This is a genomic window from Methanosarcina barkeri MS, from assembly GCF_000970025.1.
GTDB lineage: Archaea > Halobacteriota > Methanosarcinia > Methanosarcinales > Methanosarcinaceae > Methanosarcina > Methanosarcina barkeri.
This window is the reverse complement of sequence record NZ_CP009528.1, coordinates 2,438,090-2,461,302: the sequence shown is the minus strand read 5'-3', so window position 1 is coordinate 2,461,302 and position 23,213 is coordinate 2,438,090. Positions and strand designations below refer to the sequence as shown.

19 protein-coding genes and 2 pseudogenes are annotated in these 23,213 nt (G+C 37.6%); 10 read left to right on the top strand and 11 right to left on the bottom strand.

What is annotated here, in order from left to right; all coding sequences use genetic code 11:
• Positions 1–648: 648 nt before the first annotated feature.
• The 7 genes and pseudogenes from MSBRM_RS09980 (at position 649) to MSBRM_RS09955 (ending at position 10,602) form a co-directional block, all read left to right on the top strand.
• Positions 649–2,019, top strand: coding sequence for a hypothetical protein (locus MSBRM_RS09980; protein WP_048155558.1), 1,371 nt, complete (start codon positions 649–651; stop codon positions 2,017–2,019).
• A 785-nt stretch (positions 2,020–2,804) separates the two neighbouring features.
• Positions 2,805–3,134: a double zinc ribbon domain-containing protein gene (locus MSBRM_RS19520; RefSeq protein WP_080941446.1), complete on the top strand. Its 330-nt coding sequence runs from the start codon at positions 2,805–2,807 to the stop codon at positions 3,132–3,134.
• A 166-nt stretch (positions 3,135–3,300) separates the two neighbouring features.
• On the top strand, positions 3,301–3,819 hold the full coding sequence (locus MSBRM_RS09975; RefSeq protein ID WP_203397919.1) for a zinc ribbon domain-containing protein: 519 nt from the start codon (positions 3,301–3,303) through the stop codon (positions 3,817–3,819).
• Between the two features lie 1,185 nt (positions 3,820–5,004).
• A complete protein-coding gene (locus tag MSBRM_RS09970; RefSeq protein WP_052712816.1) occupies positions 5,005–6,135 on the top strand; it encodes a pentapeptide repeat-containing protein in 1,131 nt (376 codons plus the stop codon).
• 457 nt (positions 6,136–6,592) lie between these two features.
• Positions 6,593–7,435: a phosphotransferase gene (locus tag MSBRM_RS09965; protein ID WP_230668827.1), complete on the top strand. Its 843-nt coding sequence runs from the start codon at positions 6,593–6,595 to the stop codon at positions 7,433–7,435.
• A 287-nt stretch (positions 7,436–7,722) separates the two neighbouring features.
• Positions 7,723–8,743 (top strand): annotated as a pseudogene (locus tag MSBRM_RS09960) (hypothetical protein).
• Between the two features lie 392 nt (positions 8,744–9,135).
• Entirely contained in the window at positions 9,136–10,602 is a 1,467-nt protein-coding gene (locus tag MSBRM_RS09955; RefSeq protein WP_230668825.1) for a sulfatase-like hydrolase/transferase, read from the top strand.
• A gap of 118 nt (positions 10,603–10,720) precedes the next feature.
• Here MSBRM_RS09955 and MSBRM_RS09950 read toward each other — a convergent pair whose 3' ends face one another.
• The 4 genes and pseudogenes from MSBRM_RS09950 to MSBRM_RS09935 all read right to left on the bottom strand — a co-directional run bounded on the left by MSBRM_RS09950 (position 10,721) and on the right by MSBRM_RS09935 (position 13,914).
• Positions 10,721–10,999, bottom strand: coding sequence for an acylphosphatase (locus MSBRM_RS09950; RefSeq protein ID WP_048117310.1), 279 nt, complete (start codon positions 10,997–10,999; stop codon positions 10,721–10,723).
• Positions 11,000–11,858: 859 nt separating this feature from the next.
• Positions 11,859–12,422 (bottom strand): hypothetical protein, encoded by a 564-nt coding sequence (locus MSBRM_RS09945; protein ID WP_230668823.1) that lies wholly within the window; start codon positions 12,420–12,422, stop codon positions 11,859–11,861.
• A gap of 120 nt (positions 12,423–12,542) precedes the next feature.
• Positions 12,543–13,246 (bottom strand): annotated as a pseudogene (locus MSBRM_RS09940) (transposase).
• Between the two features lie 200 nt (positions 13,247–13,446).
• The gene (locus MSBRM_RS09935; RefSeq protein ID WP_080941447.1) at positions 13,447–13,914 is read right to left on the bottom strand and encodes a DUF3795 domain-containing protein; all 468 of its coding nucleotides are present in this window, start codon (positions 13,912–13,914) and stop codon (positions 13,447–13,449) included.
• 298 nt (positions 13,915–14,212) lie between these two features.
• Here MSBRM_RS09935 and MSBRM_RS09930 point away from each other — a divergent pair, with 298 nt between their 5' ends.
• Positions 14,213–15,427 carry an aspartate aminotransferase family protein gene (locus tag MSBRM_RS09930; RefSeq protein ID WP_230668821.1) on the top strand — a complete coding sequence of 405 codons (1,215 nt, stop codon included), beginning with the start codon at positions 14,213–14,215 and terminating at the stop codon, positions 15,425–15,427.
• A gap of 343 nt (positions 15,428–15,770) precedes the next feature.
• Here MSBRM_RS09930 and MSBRM_RS20345 read toward each other — a convergent pair whose 3' ends face one another.
• A complete protein-coding gene (locus tag MSBRM_RS20345; RefSeq protein ID WP_155396454.1) occupies positions 15,771–15,917 on the bottom strand; it encodes a hypothetical protein in 147 nt (48 codons plus the stop codon).
• Positions 15,918–16,051: 134 nt separating this feature from the next.
• Here MSBRM_RS20345 and MSBRM_RS09925 point away from each other — a divergent pair, with 134 nt between their 5' ends.
• Positions 16,052–16,789: a V4R domain-containing protein gene (locus tag MSBRM_RS09925; protein ID WP_048117320.1), complete on the top strand. Its 738-nt coding sequence runs from the start codon at positions 16,052–16,054 to the stop codon at positions 16,787–16,789.
• 169 nt (positions 16,790–16,958) lie between these two features.
• Here the strand turns inward: MSBRM_RS09925 and MSBRM_RS09920 are convergent, their stop codons facing one another.
• The 5 genes from MSBRM_RS09920 to MSBRM_RS09900 all read right to left on the bottom strand — a co-directional run bounded on the left by MSBRM_RS09920 (position 16,959) and on the right by MSBRM_RS09900 (position 21,416).
• Positions 16,959–17,654, bottom strand: a complete 696-nt coding sequence (locus MSBRM_RS09920) for a DUF2110 family protein (RefSeq protein WP_048117322.1) — start codon at positions 17,652–17,654, stop codon at positions 16,959–16,961.
• A 56-nt stretch (positions 17,655–17,710) separates the two neighbouring features.
• Positions 17,711–18,331, bottom strand: coding sequence for a MarR family winged helix-turn-helix transcriptional regulator (locus MSBRM_RS09915; RefSeq protein ID WP_048117325.1), 621 nt, complete (start codon positions 18,329–18,331; stop codon positions 17,711–17,713).
• A gap of 173 nt (positions 18,332–18,504) precedes the next feature.
• Positions 18,505–19,671 (bottom strand): tRNA (guanine(10)-N(2))-dimethyltransferase, encoded by a 1,167-nt coding sequence (locus tag MSBRM_RS09910; protein WP_048155551.1) that lies wholly within the window; start codon positions 19,669–19,671, stop codon positions 18,505–18,507.
• A gap of 24 nt (positions 19,672–19,695) precedes the next feature.
• Positions 19,696–20,352, bottom strand: coding sequence for a cupredoxin domain-containing protein (locus MSBRM_RS09905; RefSeq protein WP_052712812.1), 657 nt, complete (start codon positions 20,350–20,352; stop codon positions 19,696–19,698).
• A 491-nt stretch (positions 20,353–20,843) separates the two neighbouring features.
• Entirely contained in the window at positions 20,844–21,416 is a 573-nt protein-coding gene (locus tag MSBRM_RS09900) for a hypothetical protein (protein ID WP_048155545.1), read from the bottom strand.
• 675 nt (positions 21,417–22,091) lie between these two features.
• On the opposite strand from MSBRM_RS09900, the gene MSBRM_RS21325 reads away from it, so the two are divergent.
• Positions 22,092–22,235 (top strand): hypothetical protein, encoded by a 144-nt coding sequence (locus tag MSBRM_RS21325; protein ID WP_230668819.1) that lies wholly within the window; start codon positions 22,092–22,094, stop codon positions 22,233–22,235.
• 85 nt (positions 22,236–22,320) lie between these two features.
• Here the strand turns inward: MSBRM_RS21325 and MSBRM_RS09890 are convergent, their stop codons facing one another.
• Complete coding sequence (locus tag MSBRM_RS09890; protein ID WP_048117336.1) at positions 22,321–22,545, bottom strand: hypothetical protein; 225 nt, start codon at positions 22,543–22,545, stop codon at positions 22,321–22,323.
• Between the last annotated feature and the right edge of the window lie 668 nt (positions 22,546–23,213).

Below are 23,213 nucleotides of genomic sequence, written 5' to 3'. Positions count from 1 at the left end.
TTTATCCTCAAATTAGTAAAATTTCAAAATTGTTTTCGTGATCAGAAAATCTATTACTTATTGTAGATCTGGGATTCAGAGAAGTCATTTTGGTTTTTGGAATCAGCTCATTATTTATTTACAATATCCCAATCTGGCAGGTTTCCTCATATAAGTATTGATTCTGGATTTTAGCTGGAAGTAAAATTTATTAAAGTAAAACCGAGAAATGCTGACATAATAGTTTGGCTGTTGAACTCTGACCCTTTTAACCAGATCCTTAAGACCATTGACTGGTTTTGTGGCAGGCAGTTTTTGTTATTTTAATAAATTCCATTATAGTACTTATTAACTGAAGTTTCATTATTGTACTTATTTATTTAATAACTTAAGTTTCACAATTATACTTTAATATTTAGTAACGGAAGTTTTATTGTTATATTTCTCTTACACTTTCTAACCTTTCAAAAAGCTTAAATACCTCTGAGTAGCAGATAAGTTCTCAATCAGAGATATATTGCATTATATTATTGTTTATTTATGCTATTACGAATTAAATATGTTAGTCCAAAATTGTTTAACTATGGACCTGTATCATGCTGAATTATAGTACTTATATAATTGTAAATTATAGTATCCTATAGGATATTTAAATAGAAGGCTGAAATAATGCGGCAACAGGACGTAATAATTAAACAGTTGGCACAAAAAATAGTAGATTTTATCGAACCTGTTATTCCTTATCTGGTTATTGGGTCTAAAAAAGCGGCTGAAGAAGCCTGCAAAAAAGTGGGGTTTGGAGTTTGGGAGACTAAAAGAAAACTCTGGGAAAAACTGTGTTCAACAGAATGCACTGAATTAAAAGAAGCCGCCGGAGATATGATTGTTGCACCCTCGGATATGGATGTAAGGCAAGTTTTTATTCAGGAGATATTAAAATTGCTTGAAAAAAACCCTGATTTAGTTAAAGAAGTTTCGTCTTTTATGGATTACAAAACAGTACAGAACCTAATGACTGAAGACAGTTCGGCCATGATTATAAAACAAACCTCAGAACACGGTTCAAAACAAACTTTGATTGATAGAATCCAAGTGTTTGATGAATTTAACAGGCTGCTTGAAGCCTTCGTAACAAGAAAGGGTATTTCTCAGGGTCCGGAGCGATACGGAATGCAAAATACCGAAAAACCTGTTACTGGTCTAGAAGTCGTAGGCGAAAAGACTCCCAGCGACTTACGAATTGAGCAAATTGCAGAGATTAAACATATCACAAAACCTGATTCTGCAAAAGCTAGTGCTGAAAAAACCGATAATGAGATTCAAGATAAGGTTCAAAAGGCAAAGGCTCTTTTAATGCTAATCTCACGTCTGGAAAAGCCGGAAAAAGGAGAGATCATGGGAGATGCCCTTGATTTTGCCTCCCAGATCCAATATGGAGATTTAAGGTCACAGGCCCTCTCCCTGTCTGTCCTGTACCTGGATGAGCCAAAAAAAGCCGAATCTATTGAGAAAGCTCTTGAATCTGCTTCCCATATTCAGGATGAGAACGAAAGAGCCCTTGTCCTTTCCTCACTTCTCCCTCACCTGAGAGGATCAGGCAAAGAAGAGCTTATTGAAAATATCTTTTGCTTCTCACACCATCTTCAATATGGAGACACAAAATTCCAGATACTTTCCTCGCTTGTACCGCATCTTTACGGGTTAAAAAATGAAGCTATTATTGAAAGAGCCCTTGAACTCATAGAGGTAATTTTCTCTGACTATCAAAAGGTACAGGCTCTCTCATCTCTTATCCCATATCTAAACGAGCAGAAAAAAGAAGAAGTGCTAGAACAAGCCCTTCAATTGGCTTTCGGCCTTAAAGATAAAGACATGAGGCCCGAGGCTCTCTCGTATGTTCTCCCACACCTGGAAGAACCCAGAAAAGAAGAAATTCTTAAAAAAGCCCTTAATCTAGCGTCCGGGATTAAATCCGAGTCCCAAAAAGCTGAGGCTCTATCCTCACTTTCTCCATATCTTGATGAGCCGGAAAATGAGTAAATTCTGGCTATGTAGAAGTTATGGCTATGTAGAAGTTATGGCTATGTAGAAGTTATGGCTATGTAGAAGTTATGGCTATGTAAAAAACTTTTATTAAATCAGCTGCAAAAGGCTGAAATAATTATAAATATTCAGCCCACTCAGCTCAATTAATCGACTTTTTTATAATCGACTTTTTTATAATCAACTTTTTTATAATCAACTTTTTTATAATCAGTTTTTTAATAATCAGCTTCATAATTTCTTGTGTTTTCTACATCTCAGAAAATTTCTACAACGGTCTCTGTCGACGTTACATTAATGTTCATCCTTAATTGTGAACTCCGTTTTCCACTGCCTGCCTGGATTAATCACGGTATTTGGGAGTATCTTCTGGAGTTACATGAACTTTCTAACTAACAGGTAAAATAAAACGATAAAGCAAATGATCAGGAATAAATGCAGCAATGCTCCAAGCATCACTTCAGAACTTATGTCGTGGTCTTTAAAATAAGGAATATTTTGTTTCAAAGTGGAGAGGAGATTGCCGATCGATTCTGCCATGTTTATACAATAATTTTTTCCCATATATAGAATTATAGTTTTGAGTTTCTCAAAACTTTCCTGTTAATACGTGATTTTGCGCCATTTCATTGAGAAACTGACCAGAGCTCAAGTCTGATTTTTAGATACCCTGAATATTGCAAGTCAATATAGAAAATTTAAAAAACTAAAATACAATAATTATTAATAGTATATTTGTCAGGCATCTTTTAGGTAAATAAAAAGTTTATGAAGGGGAAAAGATGGCCAGTTATAAACATCCGTGTAAATATTGCGGTAAATTAATCGCGCGTGATTCTAATTTCTGTCCGTTCTGTACGCATGAGGACCCTCTAGGGCCTATGAGATGCCCTTTATGTAGATACCCTCTTGAAGACGGGGCAAAAGTTTGCGGGCACTGCGGCGTTTTGCTGTGGACCACATGTAATAATTGCGGAAAAGAAACATTCCTTGGAGATAAATGCAGCAATTGCGGTGCTCCTATTGTCATTGCCTGCCCCAATCCGAAATGTCGGACCCTGCAGTCCCCTGCAAGCAAGAATTGTATCAAATGCGGTAAACCGTTGAGGTGATAATATAGGATTCAAGACATCACAACTCCAACCTTTTACAAGGAACTATGAAGACAACAGTTCAGAAGCAGGTTTCCAGTTTACTTTCTACTGTGACATCTGTGAAGACGGCTACAAAACAAGATTCATCGAATCCAAAACATATAAGAAGACAGGCCTGTTCGGCATGGTTGGAAGAGCCCTCTCTGCAGGCTCCGACCTTGTAGGCCAGTACGGTGTTGGGAATGCACTGGAAAGAGGCGTGGATATACTCAACGACCGAAAACAGGGAATGTCTCCTGAATGGCGTAAGGAGTGGGAAGATGCCTTTGAAATAGCCCAGAATGAGGCAAAAGAACATTTCTTCAGGTGTCCGAGATGCAAACACTATGTCTGTGAAGCAGACTGGAATGAGCAGGATAATCTCTGTGTAGAATGTGCGCCAAGAGAAAATGTTGAGCTGACTGCAATAAGAGCAGAACGCATGGTAGATGAAATGAGGGATAAAGCTGAAAATGCAAATGTATTTAAAGGCAATATAGAGAGAAGGCAAACTTTATGTCCTGAATGCGGCAAACCCTCAGGTGAAGGAAAATTCTGCAATAACTGCGGAGCACCTCTTACCCTCACAAAATGTCCAAACTGTGGTAACAAGGTATCCATTGGTACCAGGTTCTGCGGAGAATGTGGTACAAAGTTAAACTAACCTCTCTGAGTAAACAAACATAGATCGTACACTTTTAGTTGGTTGATATTTCATCTTAGAGCGTGTCTTAAAATTAAATCTGGTTCTATAATTTGGATAGGACTTATGCATTTAAATTGATAACGGAGTCAAACTATAATGTCTAAAACAAAAGTTTAAACCATGGCGTTTATTGTGTTTGATTTTATACATCTAGTGCGTAATATGAATTTAAACGAAACGTTGCCTATTATCCAATTGTAGAAATGATTTGAATTTTAAGACAGCCTCTTAGAATACTTTGGATTAACTCTGCATCTATTCTCTAAATTTACGCATGAACAGGAAACTTACGCATGAACAGGAAATTATAGTGTACACAAAGTGAAAAACGATGATGTGCAGAGCCCAAGTTTGTGAAATTTCAGGATAAAACAAAAGCAAATTCTTCACATTGAGGCGTATATTCCATTGAAACTTGAAGGTCATTGAAATAAGAATCAAGCGAAGAGTTTAGTGCAAAAATATTGCCTAAATGTCACTTAAATGTTTTAATATGTTGAAAAGCAAGTGGTTGAAGATGTTGATTTCTCAAAAAAGTTACTTATAAATATCTATAAATAGTAACTGGTTAAATAGTAATTGGTTAAGTAGTAACTGGTTTAATTTTTTATTTTATAACAATTATTTTTTGACAACTACTTTTAAGTATAAATGTAGTTTTTTCCAGGTTTTAATAGCTTTGAATATCTACAGTGTGCAAATTTTTCAGAAAAATCACAAATCTCAATAAGTTATTGGGTAGAAAATTCCATATAGAAAGATCAATTTCTCCGTAGTACGCAAAAACTTGACTTCAAATTTACAGCAAATTTGAGATACTGCATGAATTTTTTCCAAACTCGGAGAATTCATATTTTGTTTTGGAAACTGAATCAAGAAAAGCATAAAAAATTATTTGAGCATATTGAGGTTGCTTATATAGGATTTATGTACTTGAGGAACAAAATCAATTACGTAAAAGACTGTAACTTAAAGTTACGTTTTAGACAGCTAACGGTCTGATGCTGTTGATTTTTCAGTTCAACTGCGCAAGTCCTATTATATCTATAAACATATTAATTGAATTTCGTATTCCTTAAAATTTGAATTAAGTCAATTGTAAGATAGCAATGTTTATTTAAATCTAGATCTGAGTGATTATAAATGGACGATAAAGAAAAAAAAGATCTTCGAGGAGCTAACTTTATAAAGACTAAGCTTGAAGGAGCCGACTTTATAGAAGTTGATCTTGAAAAGGCAAATTTTATAGGTTCTAACCTCCATGGAGCTAGCTTTAAAGGAGCTAACCTTAAAGAGGCTAATCTCCAGGCAACTGAACTTCAAGGAGTTAATTTTCAAGAGGCCAATCTTCAAGGAGCTAAACTTCAAGTGGCCACACTTTATGGAGCAGACCTGCAAGGAGCTAACCTTAAAGAAGCCAATCTTCAAGGAGCTAGCCTTCAAAGAACTGACCTCCATGAAGTTAACCTTCAAGAAGCTAACCTCCAAAGAACAGACCTTGTAGAAGCAAACCTTGAAAGGGCTAACCTTCAAGGAGCTATATTCTGTGAAGCTGATCTTCAAGAGGCTAATCTTCAAGGAGCTGACCTGCAAGGAGCTGACCTTGAAAAAGCTAACCTTCAAGGAGCTAACCTTAAAGAAACTAGCCTTATACGAACTGGTCTTGAAAAAGCTAACCTTCAGGGAGCTGACCTTCAAAGAGCCGACCTTGAAGAGGCTAACCTTCAAAGAGCTGACCTGCAAGGAGCTAATCTTCAAGAAGCTAATCTACAAAGAACTGACCTCAGAAAAGCTAATCTTCAAAGGGCTTACCTTGGAAAGGCTAATTTTGAAAAAGCTAAACTTAAAGGAGCTAATCTTAAAAAAGCTGAATTTGAGGAAACTAACCTTGAAGAGGCCAAACTTAAAGAAGCTATCCTTCAAGGAGCTAACTTTATAAAATCTAAACTTATAAGTGCTAAACTTCAAAAAGCTAACCTTAAAGGGACTAACTTCCAGGGAGCTAACCTTATAAATGCTAAACTTGAGGGTGCCAATCTTCAAAGAGCTAATCTTAAAGAGGCTAATTTTAATGGAGCTGACCTTCAAAGAGTTAACTTCAGAAAAGCTAATCTTCAAGGGGCTAAATTTAAGGAGGCAAATCTAGAAGGTGCTCAGCATTTATTAGTTGACCAGCTTTCTAATGTAAAAACACTTTATAATGCAAAATTAGATGAAAAACTTTTCATACAATTAAAAGAAAAGCATCCTGCCCTCTTTGAAAAATCTGATTAAGAACCTGTCCAAAAAGCGTTATTATCTACGTTAATTCTTACAATCCAAATATTAACCGCCTAGAACGTACTTGATGTTATATAGATTTTGTACATTTTAAATAAAGCGTTGATTTTTTTATACACATTCATTTTCATATAGTTTTTTTATTTTTTACATCATTTTTTATGATTAATGGTCAGAAAGTAACAAAAAGGCAGAATTTAATCATAGATGATTGACAAGGATTCTAAACGGTAATCCTTAACAAAAATCTTACTTTTTTCAATGTTTCTCAAGATATAAACTATCACTGGATAGCTACATTAATCAAGGCTCACAGCCATTCAAGTATGATGGAGGGGATTTTGTAGCATCTTTTGAATACATTCGGACAGTAAAGCCAGGTGACACTTTTAGGGACTGGCTTGTAGAGGGCCTTGGGGATAGAATACAGAATAAGGGTTGTGAAGTTCGAATGTTTAAACTCAGTCATGCATCGCATAGGATCTGTAAATATGAATTTAAAGGGGAAAAACTCACTGTTATAGCCAAATTTTTTGCAGTACCTACGGGAGTGATCAAAAAATATGACAGTTACAGTTTAATGAAGAAAGAGTATGAGGATCTTAAAAAAGCTCGAAAAATAATTGATGTTCCTGAACCTATTGCAATAAATAAAGATTTTAATTGTGTTCTGGTCAGTAAATATGTATCCGGAAAACCTTTATTCTGGTACTTCAAGCACAGGAAGGAGCTTGAAGAAAAGTTAGAACTTATAGCAGATATGCTTCGAAAGCTTCACGAAAATACGCAGACATATTATGATAAAGAAAATGAATTTTCAAAATTTCATTATGTTTTGAATCACCTCAAAATCAACCGGCGTATGAAAAAAGAATATAAACGCTTGCTTGGAAAATGGTGGCATAGTTCCCTCCTGGACATAAAAAACGGTTGTATGATTCATAACGATTCTACTCCTGTAAACTTTGTATTCCATAAGGAAAGGTCGTATTTACTGGACTTCGACCTCGCATCCCGACACGGGCATTTTGCATGTGATCTAGGGATACTTTGTGCTGAACTTAAGTACTATTTTGCGCGGAAGGGATCGAGCCAGAAAGCAGAGCCTTATATTCACCATTTTCTGAGGCATTACAGCAAAGATGAAAAAGAATTCCGAAAAATAACTAAAGTTATCCCGTTTTATATGGCTTACGGCCTGCTGAGAATTGCAATGTTTAAGTCTAATACGAACTGTAAGGATTATCCTCTGAGGGAAGCAAAGAACTGTCTGGAGATAATAAAGAAAATTTGAGAGTATATTTTCAGGCTCCTTATCCTTAGTTCACTGTTTCTTGATGTATGTCTTTGTTTGGATCAGAGACACATATAAACGAGTTGCTAGAAATTATATCGTTTCACAAAGAATAGAATTACGCATTCAAATCAAAAGAGTGTGGACAGCAAATAAACTTATTTTGTGACAAGCCCTAAGCAGTAAAAAGGAAGATTTAATGTAAAAAATGCACATGCAAGTGAATGTGTCCTGACTTTGACAGTTACATAAAAATAAGTGCTCTCTGTTTTGTATGATTCGATCCAATAAACATCACAAAACAAAGAGCCTTCCCTCAATTCCTAACAAGAATATATGTGTTCCTATCGGATCTATTCTTGCTGTCCAATATTTTTATGAAAAGCTTAATTTCTGTGATATTTTTAGTAAACATAAAAGTAAGGGTCTTGATCTCAATAGTTTAGTAATCGGTTTGTTAAGCTACAAGCTGACTGATAATTTTAGCATCAAAGAAGCTGGCAAATGGTTAAATCAAAAAGAAATTCTGGATGTCTTAAACCTTGAAAGTTTTCACGAAAGAGTTCTTTACAGAACTCTTGAGCTTTTGGGACGTAACAAAAAGGAAATTCTGTGTGATATTCTGGACTCTCTATTTTCTACTTATGGTTTTGAAGAGACGAACATAAACCTGGATTGGACGAGTATAGTTCTTCACGGGACTAAAGCCAACCTTGGTAAATTCGGATATAGCAGAGATCACAGACCTGACAAGTTGCAGATAACAGTTGGAGTGAGTGAGTTAAAAGCTGTCATAGATAACAAAAAGCTTCCTAAGAAATTCAGAGTAAATAATGAGTTGATTGAGATTAATTACTCTTTTAGAACTAAGCTCGAAGAGCTTAGTGACGAGGAAGTTATAGAACTATTGAAAGCTTCACTGATTAATGGGAGAGAAGGATTTTTCGGTCTGAAATCAAACAGAGATTTGACACTTGAAGATGCGTTGATAACATACAGAAAAAAGGATTTTATTGAGAAATATTCCATTCATTGAAGAACGAAATCAACATTAAACCGTTGAGAGTGTGGTCGGATGATGGCATTTATGGAGCGATTATCCTTGGGTTTATCGCTCAATAATTCATATCGCTGATGCGATATGAATTTGAGGACCTAAAACACATATCTACAAAATTCATTAAAAAAAGCTTGAAGAATTTGACACTTACAGTCAAGTTCAAGATAAATGGAGTCAAAAATTATATTGTTGCGAATTTTGATCGGATCAATAGCTTGATAGTAGCAAAAATGAATGGAATTACATAGAATATATAACAAATTTTTATAAACTTAAACAAATTGTCAAGTCCATTTGGGATAAAAAAGAAGGGAAATAGTCAGTACCAATTAGTGGATACTGTCAAAGTCAGGATGAATAGTGCAAGGAGTACAGCTTGCAGTCCCATGAACTTGAAAATTGGTACGGAGTGTTTTATTTTTGCTGACAGCTCATGCAAAGTTCCTGTAAAATAGATTGCAATTACAGGATATCAGGCAGAAAGTTTATCTTTAAAAGGTAAATTCTTTATAACTTGAATTAAAAATAATTTATAATGTTTCAGATTGTCCGAAAACCCAGATCTTTCTCAGTTCTATTTTTTCTTGTAATGCTTAGTGTCTTTTTTATTTTTCCAGCCCCTGCCTCTGGACTGACCGAAGTGGAGGCAAATCCTGTTAACACACCTCAGAGTGCAGTCGTGCTGATTGTAGACGGTCTAAGTGCACCTTTTATCTATCCTGAACTTACGCCACATGCACTCGACGGCACACCCCTTGAAAAAGCCGAACTTGAGAATATACCGGAAATAAGTAAAGAGAGCGCAAGGGTTCTGGAATTCCGAGCACCTCAGACTTTTACCGAAGGAGGACATTCTGTCCTTGTCACAGGAAATCCGGGTGCAGACAGTGAACTTGTAAGCTTTAAAGATGCCACTGTTTTCGATATTCTACACAGGGAAGGCTATCTCTGTATTGCGGTTATGGAAAGAGGGGATTCCTGGTCAATCCGTGCCGAGCAGGATGTTATTCTCAGGGATGAAAATAACTCCATAAATAAAATAAAAATTATTCTCGAGCAACACGAGCCTTCCTCTGACAATCCAGAGACACCTGAAGGGCTTTTACAGGTTATGGAAGAAGCTGCTGACAAAGCTCCCGGATATGTCACATCAAAAGAGACACGGGAAAAGTATAGTGGATATAACCGATGGGGAGTCGAAACTGCGTGCAATATTGTTAAGTATATGGCCAGAAACAAACCGGAACAAAAATACTTGCTCACTATTAATGTAGGCGCTGTAGATTCAAGCGGGCACCACCGTGATAATTATGGGTATATAGACTGCATCGAATGTCTTGATAACGATATTTCCTCACTTTATGAGCTCTGCAAGAAAAATGACCTTGCCTTTGTACTGACAGCAGACCATGGAATGGGCTTTTCCAAAGATGATTCCAAGGGTGGACACCAGTCCAAAAAATTTACGGATACAGATGAAGCACAGCTCGTTCCCCTTATAGTGCATACCCAGGACGTTGAAAGCGGAATTATCAGGGGAAAGCACGGTCAGGAAGACTTTGCTCCAACGTTGCTTGGAGTTCTTGATATTCCAGACCGGCCAAGGTTTGCAGAAGGGAAACAAATCCTTTTGACAGACCACGTAAACCTGAAGGTAGAGCTTCCGGAAAAGGGTTCTGTAGAACTCAGGAAGAATGGGAATGGGAAAGACGGAAACGTAAAGGAAGGAAACGTAAAGGATGGAAGTATTGTAGCTTCCCTGCAACATGATGACGAGTTCCTCTTCCTTGGGCTTGAGCCGGAAAGCACCTATACGGTCAGTGCTACTCTTGATTCCGGAAACAGCCTTGAAGAACAGGAAAAAGAGCTCACTCTTGAAACCGACTCGGTACTGGAATTCACCGAAAAAGGGCAGAAAATCGAAGAAAGTAGTGAAGAAAGTTCAGAATCAGATTCAGGTTCTGGAAAAAATTCTACTGCTGGGTTCTCAAAAAAGGAATCTGGAAAATCTAATTCGAGCTTAACGCACCTGATAGGATACCTTTTGATAGGATTGGTCAATCTTGTAGGAATTGTGATTATTGCAAAGATCCTGAAAAAAAGCTGAAGAGGCGTTTACCACGCTTTTTCCTGCTTTTTCGCTCAAGCCTTTTTTCAAAAAGGTTGAAAAAAAGCTGAAGAGGCGTTTACCACGCTTTTTCCTGCTTTTTCGCTCAAGCCTTTTTTCAAAAGGCTTGGTAAACATTTCCAAGGGCTTCCCTAAAAGTGACATCGACATCTTCCACGTGTGCAAACATGGGTCCTTTCCTGAGTTCATTTATATAAAGTTCCACAGCTTCAGGTCTGCCTTCGGCAATGACAAAAACCCTGCCGTCTCTTAAATTTTTGGGGTTAGATTCTACACCCAGACGCTGGGCTGCGTTTCTTGCAAATCTTCGAAAACCCACGCCCTGTACCCTTCCGGATACAAGGATTTCCGCCCGTACAGTTTCTTCAGAGGTCACAAATGGCTATTTTGAATAACCCTGATTTATAGTTATGGTTAGTTCTGATGGGGAAATTCGAGAGATAGTGGATTTTGGATATAAAAAGAGGCGAAATATAAGGGAAAAAGTACATTCAATTTTTCGTCTGAATCACCATGTTCAGAGTACAACATCTAGGACTAAATATTATCTAAAAGTAAACAAGCCAACATGCAAGGGTTGCTCAACACAGTCAAAGACGGCGGACTTAAGATCCGTTTACGAAGGTATTCGTGGATTCAAACTCCACCTTCGCATCTGATTTTAGGGTGATAAGTAACGTGAAAAAACGCAAAGCATTTGTAAAGGTAATTAACAACTGTGTCTTTCATCCGTTTAGATTGTGATAGCATATGTAGAAGTTAGTGGGTTACAATACTTTCCGGATAGGCTCTTGTTTGATTTTGTTTCCAAGATTATCATTGCTACGATTGGGAAACATATTTACAAAGTCATTATATGATAGGCTTTCTGATTACTGTGACCTGCCACTAAGCTAAAGACTTAGCGGCTTCCTCATCATAGATGACCATCGGCATCTCCAAAGGCTTTAATTCCAGCTGAACCGTCAGTACTGAGTCTTGCTCTTTCGCTCGTTTCGGCTTTAAGTAGTTACAAGCTAGAGTCGAAGGTTTTTCTACAACCTACTGAGCCTGATGGTAAACTCTTAAAAAAAGATTGCCTGGTTTTCGCATACCTTAATTTAATATTAAATTATCCGATGGTCTATGAAGTTAAAGAATACTGAAAAGAATAGGAGAGACGTTGATGCTTATATTCCCTGAGGTAAAGAAACAGGGGTTTTACGCCTCTTCATATAAAAGTTCTTTATCAAATGTTATTCATCATCCTCAAAACGCTGGAGAATTGAATCAACAGGTTCGATTTCAAACTTCTCTGCACCAACAAGACATGATCCTTCAAAATCACATGTCCAGATAGGGTAGTCTGAATATTTATCCACGACATCTTTAAAAAACTCTCTAACCGGAAGTGCACGAAGGTTGACATATTTATCCAGTTTTAGATCCAGAGTACCGTAAAGCACTTCAATTAATTCATTTAGTAATTTTAATAACACTGAGGTTCGTTGGAATTCTGGATTCCACAAACCAATTTTTTCTACAATATCTTTGACCTTTATATATTGCTCATACTCCCACATTTCAAGTATATCATTGTTGAAATGTTTGGATACTATTTCATAAACACCTGGAATTTTAACTATTGATTGAGTAATTTCTTCGTTACGAAGTCTATCACTACCGAAGTGTTTAGATACTATTTCATAAACTCCTGGAATATTGACTATTGATTCAAGATTTTCCTCTTTAATACGTGCATAAAGAATTCTGTCAAAATCATCTTTTGTCATATTATTGTAGTTCATGTATGTTCCCATTGCTTAGCTCGTTGACTACAAGATTCAATCCTAGTTTTCGTGGACCTTGCTCGCAGATACAGAAACTATATATGTAAAATTATTTTTAAATTTCGCTTTTATGAACAATTTTAATAAAAATCAAAGACTAAGAACATATCCGAAAAGTCCTGCTGCTTTGAATGTTATCCATGCGCATGTGAAATGAAGCATAGCAAAGTAATTCTCGATTTTCGTTTCTCATCTTATAAGCAGTCTTTTGAATCTGTTTATCCAGGGAATATGTCCTTTCTACAACCCATCTTCTTGCCCTAAAACTTGGTCTCTCTATTCTTATGTTTTCTTCTCCACGGCTTTTAATATGGGCAGTATGACCATATTCTTTAACCAATTTTCTGATATCCGATCCCAGCTCCACCTAATGGTGCTTTTGTCATAGCACCGTCAAGTGCTTGCCACTCCCACTATAATCCATTTTTATGCTCGCATTCCAGTAGACCAGCTTTCCACATGTTCTCAAATAATCCGGATCTTTGCTATTCTTGAAATCGATCATGGACAGTACTTGAAGCTCCATAAAATCGTGGCAAAGATTTCCATTGGCAGCCAGTATGAAGAAGATCGAAAATACCACTCAAGATTCTCTTATCATCTTTTCTATAGTCACGCCTGTAGTTATTGCAACAAAAGCTCATTGTACCTTATTGAGTAGTTGCATTATTTATCCTCATGACTATAGGTCTTCCAGGTTTCTTTTTAGGTTTAGGAAGAGGTAAGAATGGTTTGGTTTTAGTCCAGAACTCGTCGGAGAGCTCATAGTCCTGTACGTTTTTTCGTGTTGCCACTACTCAACATTGCCCTAGAATGTAGTAATTCTACTTTTCGGATAGATTCTAAATCAAAATTTGGGTCAAAAAATTAGTTCGTTTTTTCTTCAAATATTATCCATTTTTTAGGTCAGCTGAGTCTCTTCATCATCCCAAACTAACAAGTAGAAGAAAGAAACGAATCTTTATCGATGACGAATAAATAGATCCCATACTAACTATGGTTTTGTTTTTTCAGTACTTTCTTTTTGCCACCTATAATGGATTCCACGTTTTGAAAACCATCTTTCTGGACCGTATTTGCCAATTAAGTCTAAGTGGTAGTCTAAATTCGGATGAACGGACCTCAAATAATCAAGTTTAGTACAGCTACAGCGATCGCTGCACTCCCAGCATCCGAGGTATCCTTTACCTTGCACACAGTTCCTGATTTCACAGACAGGTTTTCCACCTCCTTCTCTGCAAGGTACAGGACATTTTAATGATTCGATTTCCTTAAGTAACCTGATAAATACCGGATATTCTTCAAAGACAGGATTTTTCTCAGATTTAAGTTTTGCATACTCATCAAACTGAAGATTGGAAAGTGTTTCTTCAAGTTTATGAACGAGATCAAACAAATCCTTGTTAGAAGGGATGCAATCGATACAACATAACCCACACCAAGCTGTGAACTTTTCATTCATCTTTTTACCTCAAGAGACAACTGTTGATCTCAAATATGCTTAGAACTTATACGCAGTTGAACTGAAGAATCAACAGCATCAGGCCGCTAATTATCTAAAATGTGACTTTAATCCACAATCTTTGCTGTAATTGATTTTTCTTTTCAAGTGCGTAAGTCCTATATTAATGTTCGACTTTCAGATATCAACAGATTGATAAAGTGGGATAACTTCAATTGAATTTAGCGATACCGGACAGTTGGTCTGAGATAAGCATTTCTCAGGTGCTACCCTCAAGTTTCTTCCGGTTATAGAGGAAATGAGTTATATGTCAAGCAAGACAACATTTGAAATCGAGGACAAGTGCCTCCCGCCTTTCTTCGTGAAGCAGAAAATCTCCATTGAAAAAGGAGATGGAGTTTATGTATGGGATGAAGAAGGGAAGATGTATATTGATTTCACAGCAGGTTGGGGTGTAACATGTATTGGTCATGCAAACCCGGTTATCACTGAGGCCTTGATCGATCAGGGAAAAAAAATAATTCAAAACCCCAATTCGGGACTTACATATTCCCCGGCACGTGCACGTCTACTGTCCTTACTCGTAGAAATTCTGCCTCCCAATCTTACAAGAGTATTCTTCACAAATAGCGGAGCTGAAGCAAATGACGCTGCCATTAAATTGGCTCGAAAGGTAACAGGCAGGCCCGACATAATTTCTACAGATCAAAGCTTTCATGGTCGTACGATTAGTACTACATCGGCCACAGGTCAGGCCAAGCATAGAGATAGGTATAGTCCTCTGATGCCTAATTATCGGTTCGTACCCTATGATGACCTGGAAGCTATGAAACGTTCCCTGGACGAGAATGTTGCTGCAGTAATTCTTGAACCTATTCAGGGAGAAGGTGGAGTTCACATACCTTCTGAAGGATACCTGAAAGAGGTAAGCAGCCTGTGTAATAAGAATGGCAGCCTGTTGATCGTGGATGAGATCCAAACCGGATTTTTCAGAACAGGGCCAGCTTTTGTTACAAGTTCTTGTGGTGCGAAAGCAGACTTTATGACAATGGCAAAAGGAATTGCAGGTGGTTTCCCATTTGGTGCTTTTGCTTTGTCTGAGAACGTCGCAAAGAAACTCGAAATAGGCGACCACGGAGGTACATACTGTGGCAACCCTCTTGGTTGTGCCGTTTCCTATGCAGTGATAAAATATCTTATAGATAACAACATTTCCCAAAATGTGAAAGAAATGGGCTCTTTTGCCCTGGAAAAAATGAGTTTATGGCCAAAAATTTATGGGAATGTAATTGCCGACATACGGGGAAAAGGGCTTCTTATTATGGTCGAATTCCAGAGCGAAGACATCGCTACAAATGTCAAAAATGAGTGTTTGGCAAGAGGTGTATTTGTCACTCAAACTCAGGGTAATGGAATCAGGATATTTCCCGCGCTAAACATCAAGAAGGAAGAGTTAGAAAAAGGTCTTTTAATTATCGAGGATGTGATTAAGGAAATTGACCTTACCTTCTAAATGTCTCATTATATAGCTGTCTGGCTAGTTTAATATGAATATCCAGGAGAAAGGCATCGAAATGCCCCAATCCTTTTTTATATAGCCTCCATCACCCTTTAGCCCCGTTACCTTTGAGATCTTTTCTTATTCCATTAACCTCAATGAACCCCTAGACAGCGTGATCCATGTTCAATATGACGTGAACGCATTCCATCCCGGCACGAATGCATACCAACCCATTACTCCTGAGGACAACGTATCCTCTTCAAATTGAGTGGAAATCTCTCAATTTCCATTCAGTGAGCTTTTTTCTCTGATTCGTTGAACCAGAGATGGCATCTAGAATGTGCTGCCTAATATATTACATATGATGATATGCAATTACACCCAGTTTCTTTGCTGTCTGAACAATCGTCATAAATGTGTCATTTGCTTTTGTTCCTTCCTCTGTTAATTCTCTTTTTGAATAAGATCTATCTATTCCCGAATCAACCTTTCCTTTTTCCAAACAAGATATTTTTCTTTTCGGGCTCGTTCATACAAATCATCAATTTTATAAATTTATAAATATATATATTATGAAATCATTCGTGGACGTGCGAACGATTTATATATTCTAAATGCAACTTATCTAAAGATATTATGGCAAAACCTGAGAGTAAAACAGAATTTTTTTATAATGACACCGGACTGGTAGCAATAGGCAGTCCTGTTAAACTCCAGATCCTTAATTTGCTCAGGGAAGAACCCAGGTCGTTTGATGAAATCGTAAAATTTACAGCAAAAGCCAAATCAACTATTTCCGTACACCTCAACAATCTAAGGTCATGCGAGCTTGTGAAAGAAAACTTTGATCCAGGAGATCGCCGTCGAAAGATTTATTCTCTCACTTCCCGCTACATGGGCTGCTCTCAGGAGCCTTTCATTGAGAATTATAGAAGTTTACTGGAAAAGGTTCCTTCATGCGGAAACGATAGGTTCTGTTTTACAGAAATCCTGCTCCATGCGCTTTACTTTGGCTTTGAAGCATATGGGATTGATAATACCCCTGTTGTAAAAATGATAGGAACCGATCTCGGAAGATCTATTTCCCCTAATTTTAAATCAGAAACCCCTGAAGAACTCCTGAGAGAAATCGGGGATTTTCTGGAATTCCATAGGAAGTGCAGGGTTACCGTACTTGTGGACCTCCCTGCTCTTCAGATTGAAGACAATTTCAAAGCCAGATCAACACCGGTAACAGGAAAACCCTTTTGCACCTTAACGGAAGGCATTATTGAGGGAATTCTTAAAGGAAAGCTTGAGAAGGAGTGCAGAGTTACCGAGACCGAATGTTACGGATCAGGGCATGAACACTGCCTTTTTAAGATAACAGTATAAATTTCTTTACCGCGCTGATAGCATTACATTTGTATTATTATTAACAACTTAGGGTCTTAAGCCGCAATCCATTCTTAAAATCAACTGGCTTATAAAATGGCTTATAAAATTTTTTTTGGCCCATCTCTTTTTTCGAGCTTCGGTCTATTTTCCTTGTCAGAATGAGATGTCAGCGAGAAGTTCCGATTACGACTCCCATCTCGGATTTCAGACGAGGTCCTATTGCTGCAACTATACCAGGCCCGTCGGTTTTTTCTCGGCACACGATTGTATGTTCCAGAAGCCCAAGGCGCTCGATTTCGTAAATGTCCCTTCCATGACCTGTTTTTTTAATTGCGCTTTTGATTTCCGAGCGGGTTGCCCCGTTAACAGTTACCCTATCAGTAGCTGCCTTTATCCAGCTCCACCAGATATCAAGCTGTTTTTTGGTGAAACGAGCTTTTAAATTCTTATTAGCCTCAATAACCTCAACCTCAGCCGGCAAATGGGGTATGAGACCGAATCTCGATGCAAGCTGTTTTGGCTTTCCGCTGCCCAGAGCTTTCAGTTCTTCGGTTTCAACTTTTACAGGCACTCCAATATTGACCAGAAAAGCGTCCTCTCCGAAAGCCTGGAGAAATCCCATATAAACCTTTCCAGGTTCAGCTTTCTTTGCAGGCGTCCCATATCTGGAGGTCAGCAGATTTGCAGACACTTCCTCATCCTCGCCTTCAAGGATGAACTCGGCCCAGTTTTCAGGGGTAATGGAAATCTCAAATTTTACTTCAAGGTCTTTCAATTCGTTCTCAACCAGAGTTTTCAAAAGTCCAGCCATTCTTTCCCGGTTCTTTCCGTAAATATGCTGGAGGGTTACAACTTTCATCATATTTTTCCTACCAATTCTCTCTTCTGCTTTGTTTTTACCGGGAACTGAATTATTCCTCAGCTCCTGAGGTAAGCTTCCAGAAGCTTTTCACTTTCTTCCAGAGCTGAGATTACAGTCTCATTAATGGGGCTTTCTGCCCTTTCAATCTGGTTCTGGAGTTTTTTAATATCCCGACTATAAGGGCCAAGTTTCCGAGAAATCGTATCCTTACTATCTCTCTGCTCTATTGCGTCCCTATGTATACTTTCGATTTTGTTTCTGAGTTTTTGAATCTTCTCAAAAATTTCAGCGCTCAGAGGGTCAAGCTCTTCTACCTGTTCAGGTTCTTTACCGCCTTCATTTTCTGCAGCTTCTTCATTTTCAGGACCTGTATCCTGGAACTCCTCGTTCTTATCCTTCAAAGGCTCCTCTTCAATTAAATCCCTGAACTCTTTAAGAGCAGCTTCAACCTCTCTTCCGTATTCTGTAAGTTCAACAAACTTTATCCGCCCTTCAGATGTGAATCTTATAAGTCCGCACTGTTCCATTTTCGCGAGGATCCTTGTTGTATGAGCAAAGGTGGAGTCTATCTCTTTAGAAATAACAGACGCATAGGTCTTCCCCATTGAGCCTATAAACAATAGCGCACGAGTGGGTTTTTCCTGCAAAAATAACTTTTCTGGATTTTCGTCGGACATAATATCACATTGGAATTTCTCTAGCGGGTTACTTCTAGATCTGAGTCAAAGCACTTTAAGTATTCTTCAATGGCTTATATAATACTGAGATTCTTCAGTGGTTTATATGGTTTATATAATACTGAAACAGTTACCAACCTTTACTTTTACCTTTGCATTTTTATCTAAGGAACTCACTCTGAAAGCGCCCTGATTATTTCCTTAATTTCTGTAATAGGCGCATCGGTTCGGAATGAAGTACCGCTGAAATGAGTCCTTGATGCTTCAAATCCGTTGGCTTTAAGGGCTTCTATCAGGATTTCTATTCCGGTTGCAGAAGCTCCAAGTTCTTTACAGATCACATGTTGGTCATAGAACATCGGGATATCGAGTTCATCCCTGCAGAAAGTAATTATTTTTTTTGCTTTATCCCTTGTGTTTAGAGGATGCACTTCAAGTTCGGAAATAACCTCATCACAGAATGCCTGTTCCCTGAATGGCCCAAGCCATAGAGGCCCTGCAATTTGTGTGGAAGCTCCGCAAACAGGGCATTCTTTTTCTATATGTACTGCAAGTCCGTATACAGGCCCTCGAAATCCGCATTTCGGGCAATGAATGCTAAAGCCCATTGATTTTAGAGTTCGGTCAGTCTGTTTTGTTCCGGGGAGAATCTCAAGATACGCGCGAACATAGTGGCGTGTCACATGGGAAAGCAGAGGTAACATCCCTTTTTCATGCTTTGCAAGCTCTCTGGCACACGCTCCCAGGAGAACTCGAAGCCCCATTTCACTATGGTATTCAGTGTTAAGAGGTACAGCCGCATATTTTCGTATCCCGGCTTTCAGATGAGCCCCGCATAAGGGAGCCGTATCTGTTGCGGTAACCGACAGCATACTCCTGACCGAGGCCGATGCCGCGTCCAGGAAGGGTGCAGGAGTACCAAAGGGGTCGAGGTCCACGATATGGTATTTTTGCTTGTGAAGCAGCACATTTGCACTCTTACGGGTAGCCAGGGTCTTTTCCTCAAGCTCGTTAATTTTAATATTTTCCTTTATAAGTTCGAGTGCTTCAGGACTCCAGTCATTCATGGTAGCATGGATCCCTACTTCACCTGCAATCCGAAGTCCCCTTATTCCTGACGCTGAAAAAGCGTCCACATAATGAACTTCTTCCCTGAGAAGTTCTTTTCTCGAAAGAAGCCTTTTCACAAATGCAGCCGTGGCTGCAACATTAATATCGCGGTTAAGTTCCATCTCCGGATTATAAAAAACCGGAGCTGCCGAGGGAGGGAAGGTTGCATCCGGAGGCGGTACCGGAACTGAAACCTTTGTTGTGCCTTCGACTATAGTTTTATATGTCATTTGGAACTGCTATACTTTGGGATCTTATTTTACAGTGATGGTCGTCTGCATTTTCGGATATCCTTTTACACTGAAATTGTAGCTTCCTGACTCATTGAACGTGTACTCCAGAGTATTTCCATATGCAAGCCTTTGGTCCTCGAAAAGGTGCTTCTTGCTGGTCATGGTAAGAACACTGGATTCCTGGTAGTTCCTCCAAACAACTGTATCTCCGAGATTAATTTTCAGGCTTGAAGGGATCATAAGATAATTCTTAAGCCTTACAAGGTGTGACTTCGGTACGGTTTCACCAGGCTGGTTTGCTCCAGCTTGCCCCTTTTCCCCGGTCCAGATTTCTGTTTGCTCCATCTCAGGCTCATTAGTCATTCCAGAAATTTCCGCTTCTTCTGGAGTGTCTAAATCTACCTGTGTTACCATTTCTTTCTGAGTTCCCATTTCTTCCTGTGTTCCCGTTTCTTCCGGTGTCCACATTTCCCCTTCAGTTTCCGTCTTTTCCGGCGTCCACGTTTCTTCCTGCATTCCTACAGGCGTTCTCACTTCTCTTTGTCTTTGTGAACCTCCTGAACTGCCGCTTGCCTCTCGGTCTTTTTTCCCATTATCCTTTTCGTTTTCCGAGCTCAGGCAGCCTGATATTATTACTGATAGGGCCATCAGGAGTAAAATTATTTGTTTTGTTTTCAATCCCCTTCCCCTTATTGCTAATCTACCTTTTGTATTCCCAATTTAATATAAGCCATTTATAAATAATAATGCTTTCTTAGAACAGTCCTTTAAACCTGAGTTATTTTTGAAGTGAAGGTGTGAATTTTGGATGATAAGCACTAATCTAGATCATATAATAAGGAACTTATTTTAGTAATAAGGAACTTATTTTAGCAATAAGGAACTTATTTTAGCAATAAGGAACTTATTTTAATGTTACTTTGTATATTATTTAGGAACGTATCTCTAAAGGTCTCAGAAAGCTTTAAAAAAGAACATGCACACTTAAGGAGAAGCAAATTAAGATGTATATTTGTCCAGAAATGTCCTGATTTAAAAAATTTGAAAAATAGATTGCCAGGAAATTTTATCGGCCGAAATTTTATCGGCCTTTCCTGCAAATAGTTAGAACATTTATCAAGCCCGATTTTCCCTGAACTTTTGACTCTTCATTTTTTAGGAACTATTTATCAGGGTTCAGCCACACTAACGGTAACATTCATTCTGGGCTGGCCGATAACACTGAAGCGGTAGTCTCCGGTCTCGTTGAAGGTATATGTAAAAGCACGTTTGTACGCAAGTCTTGTATCATCAAAGAGCTTTTCTTCACTCGCGAGAGTAAGAATTCTTTTTGGGCTGTCTTCCATGTTTACCCAAGAAACTGATTCTCCTTTCTTTATTTCAAGACTTGAAGAACTTATTCTGTTATTGATCAGTCTTAACAGATATGGGGTGTCCTTAATTTCAGAAGTTGAGATATTGAGTCTTCCATTATTTCCCAAAGTTACATTTTCCTGAGTTATATTTTCCTGAGTTATATTTTCCTGAGTTACATTTTCCTGAGTTACATTTTCTTCCGAGGTTTCGGTTTCTATGGCAGTTGCATTTTCTTCCGGTGTATCTACAATAGTTGTATTTTCCACAGGAGTTGCGGTTTCTTCAGGGGTTGCATTTTTCTCTGTTGAGGGTTGTTCATTCCCTGTGCATCCTGAAAATAAAACGGCGCCGAATATAAGAAGCAGCACAATTATTTTTGTTTTCATCTTATTCCTCACATCTTGCGATTGTGAAATTTAGGAAATCAACAGATCAAGTCAAAATCTACGTAATTTTAAGCTAATATTCAATTTGAAGCTTAACCATTTAGATTTTGTTGACCCTTATTAACCTCTGTTCTTTTTTGTTTAATCTTAATTTAACCTTTATTGACTTTGAGGACTCAGTATTTTATTATTACAGTCCTTTCTTAAGAGAATTTCAAATCTTATTATTCTTTTTTAGGATAGTCCGTACTTATAAATGTATTTTCTACTTTCATTTATCACTTTTTGAAGTACTTTTACTTTTGACAAATTTTTTAAAATTTATTCGTATATTTTTGAAATATCCCACCGTTTTAGGCCTTTTGCCTTCATTGAAAACTTCCGGCAACCATTTCCTGAAGTTTCAGTTGAGGTAATAACTGCAAATTTAATATAATTATCCAAAAACAATAATAGGTAAAATGTTATTTTTGAAGACATCTGAGGAAAGTAAGATCAATATATGGGGGAGAAAATAGCGTCTGCAAAAGAAGAGATAGACAGCCAAATTATGAAACTCTGAAATGAAATCTTTGAACTTGAAGATAAACTTGGTGAAGAGCTGGATATTAAGTATACAGAGTGGCGTAAAGTAGAAACATTATTGAATAAGGTGTAGATGTAGATGCAGCTGTAATGCATATAGAGTCTACCAAGGGAATTAGAAAAGAAAGCATGCTTATTTACACAGAGGTCAAAACAATCAAAGATAAGTGTAAACAGGAAATGGATGAGAAATACATGAAAATAGATACATTAAACAAAGAAAAAATGGTATAAAACGTTGCTCGTTTACTTTTTAGGAGAAACGCCAGAAATCAGGGTGCTTAATCCCCTGATAAAAAATAAAGACGTCTTATGGCACTTAATAACGGATGGGATTAGAGCCATACCTTGTACCATGTCTTTTTTCTTCATCTTCTACTTTTATTTTATGCGATACAGTTGAACCGGCTGTTTTTTCTTCTTCTTTTGTTTTATGCCAGTCACACAAAGAATAACGTTCTTTGCAATGCATGATGTATTTTAAAACACAGGCGAATCCTATTATTGCTAAGATACAACCCACTATTTTCATTAACTTATTCACAATTATTCACCCCTAGTTACTATTGTATTTCATAGTTTATGAAGATATTCAAACAGACAGGTTTGCCATAGGGCTCATTAAAATAGAATTTGTAACTACTCCAATATTTAGCCTTCGGTTCCTTGATTTTTAGAAATAATCTCATATTTAGCAGTTTATTCCTTGATTTTTAGAAATAATCTCCATTGGTCATCGGTTAAGGAATTTTCGTGCCTGAGATATCTATTTTGCATTAGAAACTGGCTTTAAATTATAGCCTCTTTACATGAAATAGAGATCTTGTTCTAGCTCATGATCTATTAAAGTATTTGAAAAATATTAAGGGGATTGGCGCAATTTGTCACGATTCTTTACTTAACAACAGTCATAAATAAAGTAAATTGAATTACTTTCTCTATTTAAATTTAAGCATTTTTATGCGGAGCAGAATAAAATGGAAAGCTTTATAGATTCTTTATACAACTAATTTATTCAGTCTATTTTTTTGAAAATACTGTAAAGGACGAGAATATAATGACAACAAAAAAATCACGCCTGGTAGTTTTAGCTTCAACCGCCTTTCTTTTGTTATTTATTGTCTTTTCATCCACTGCATCAGTAGCCACTGCACAAATTTTTTCTTCCGCGACATATGCATAGATATCTAATTCGGTTCCGTTGCAAAAAAT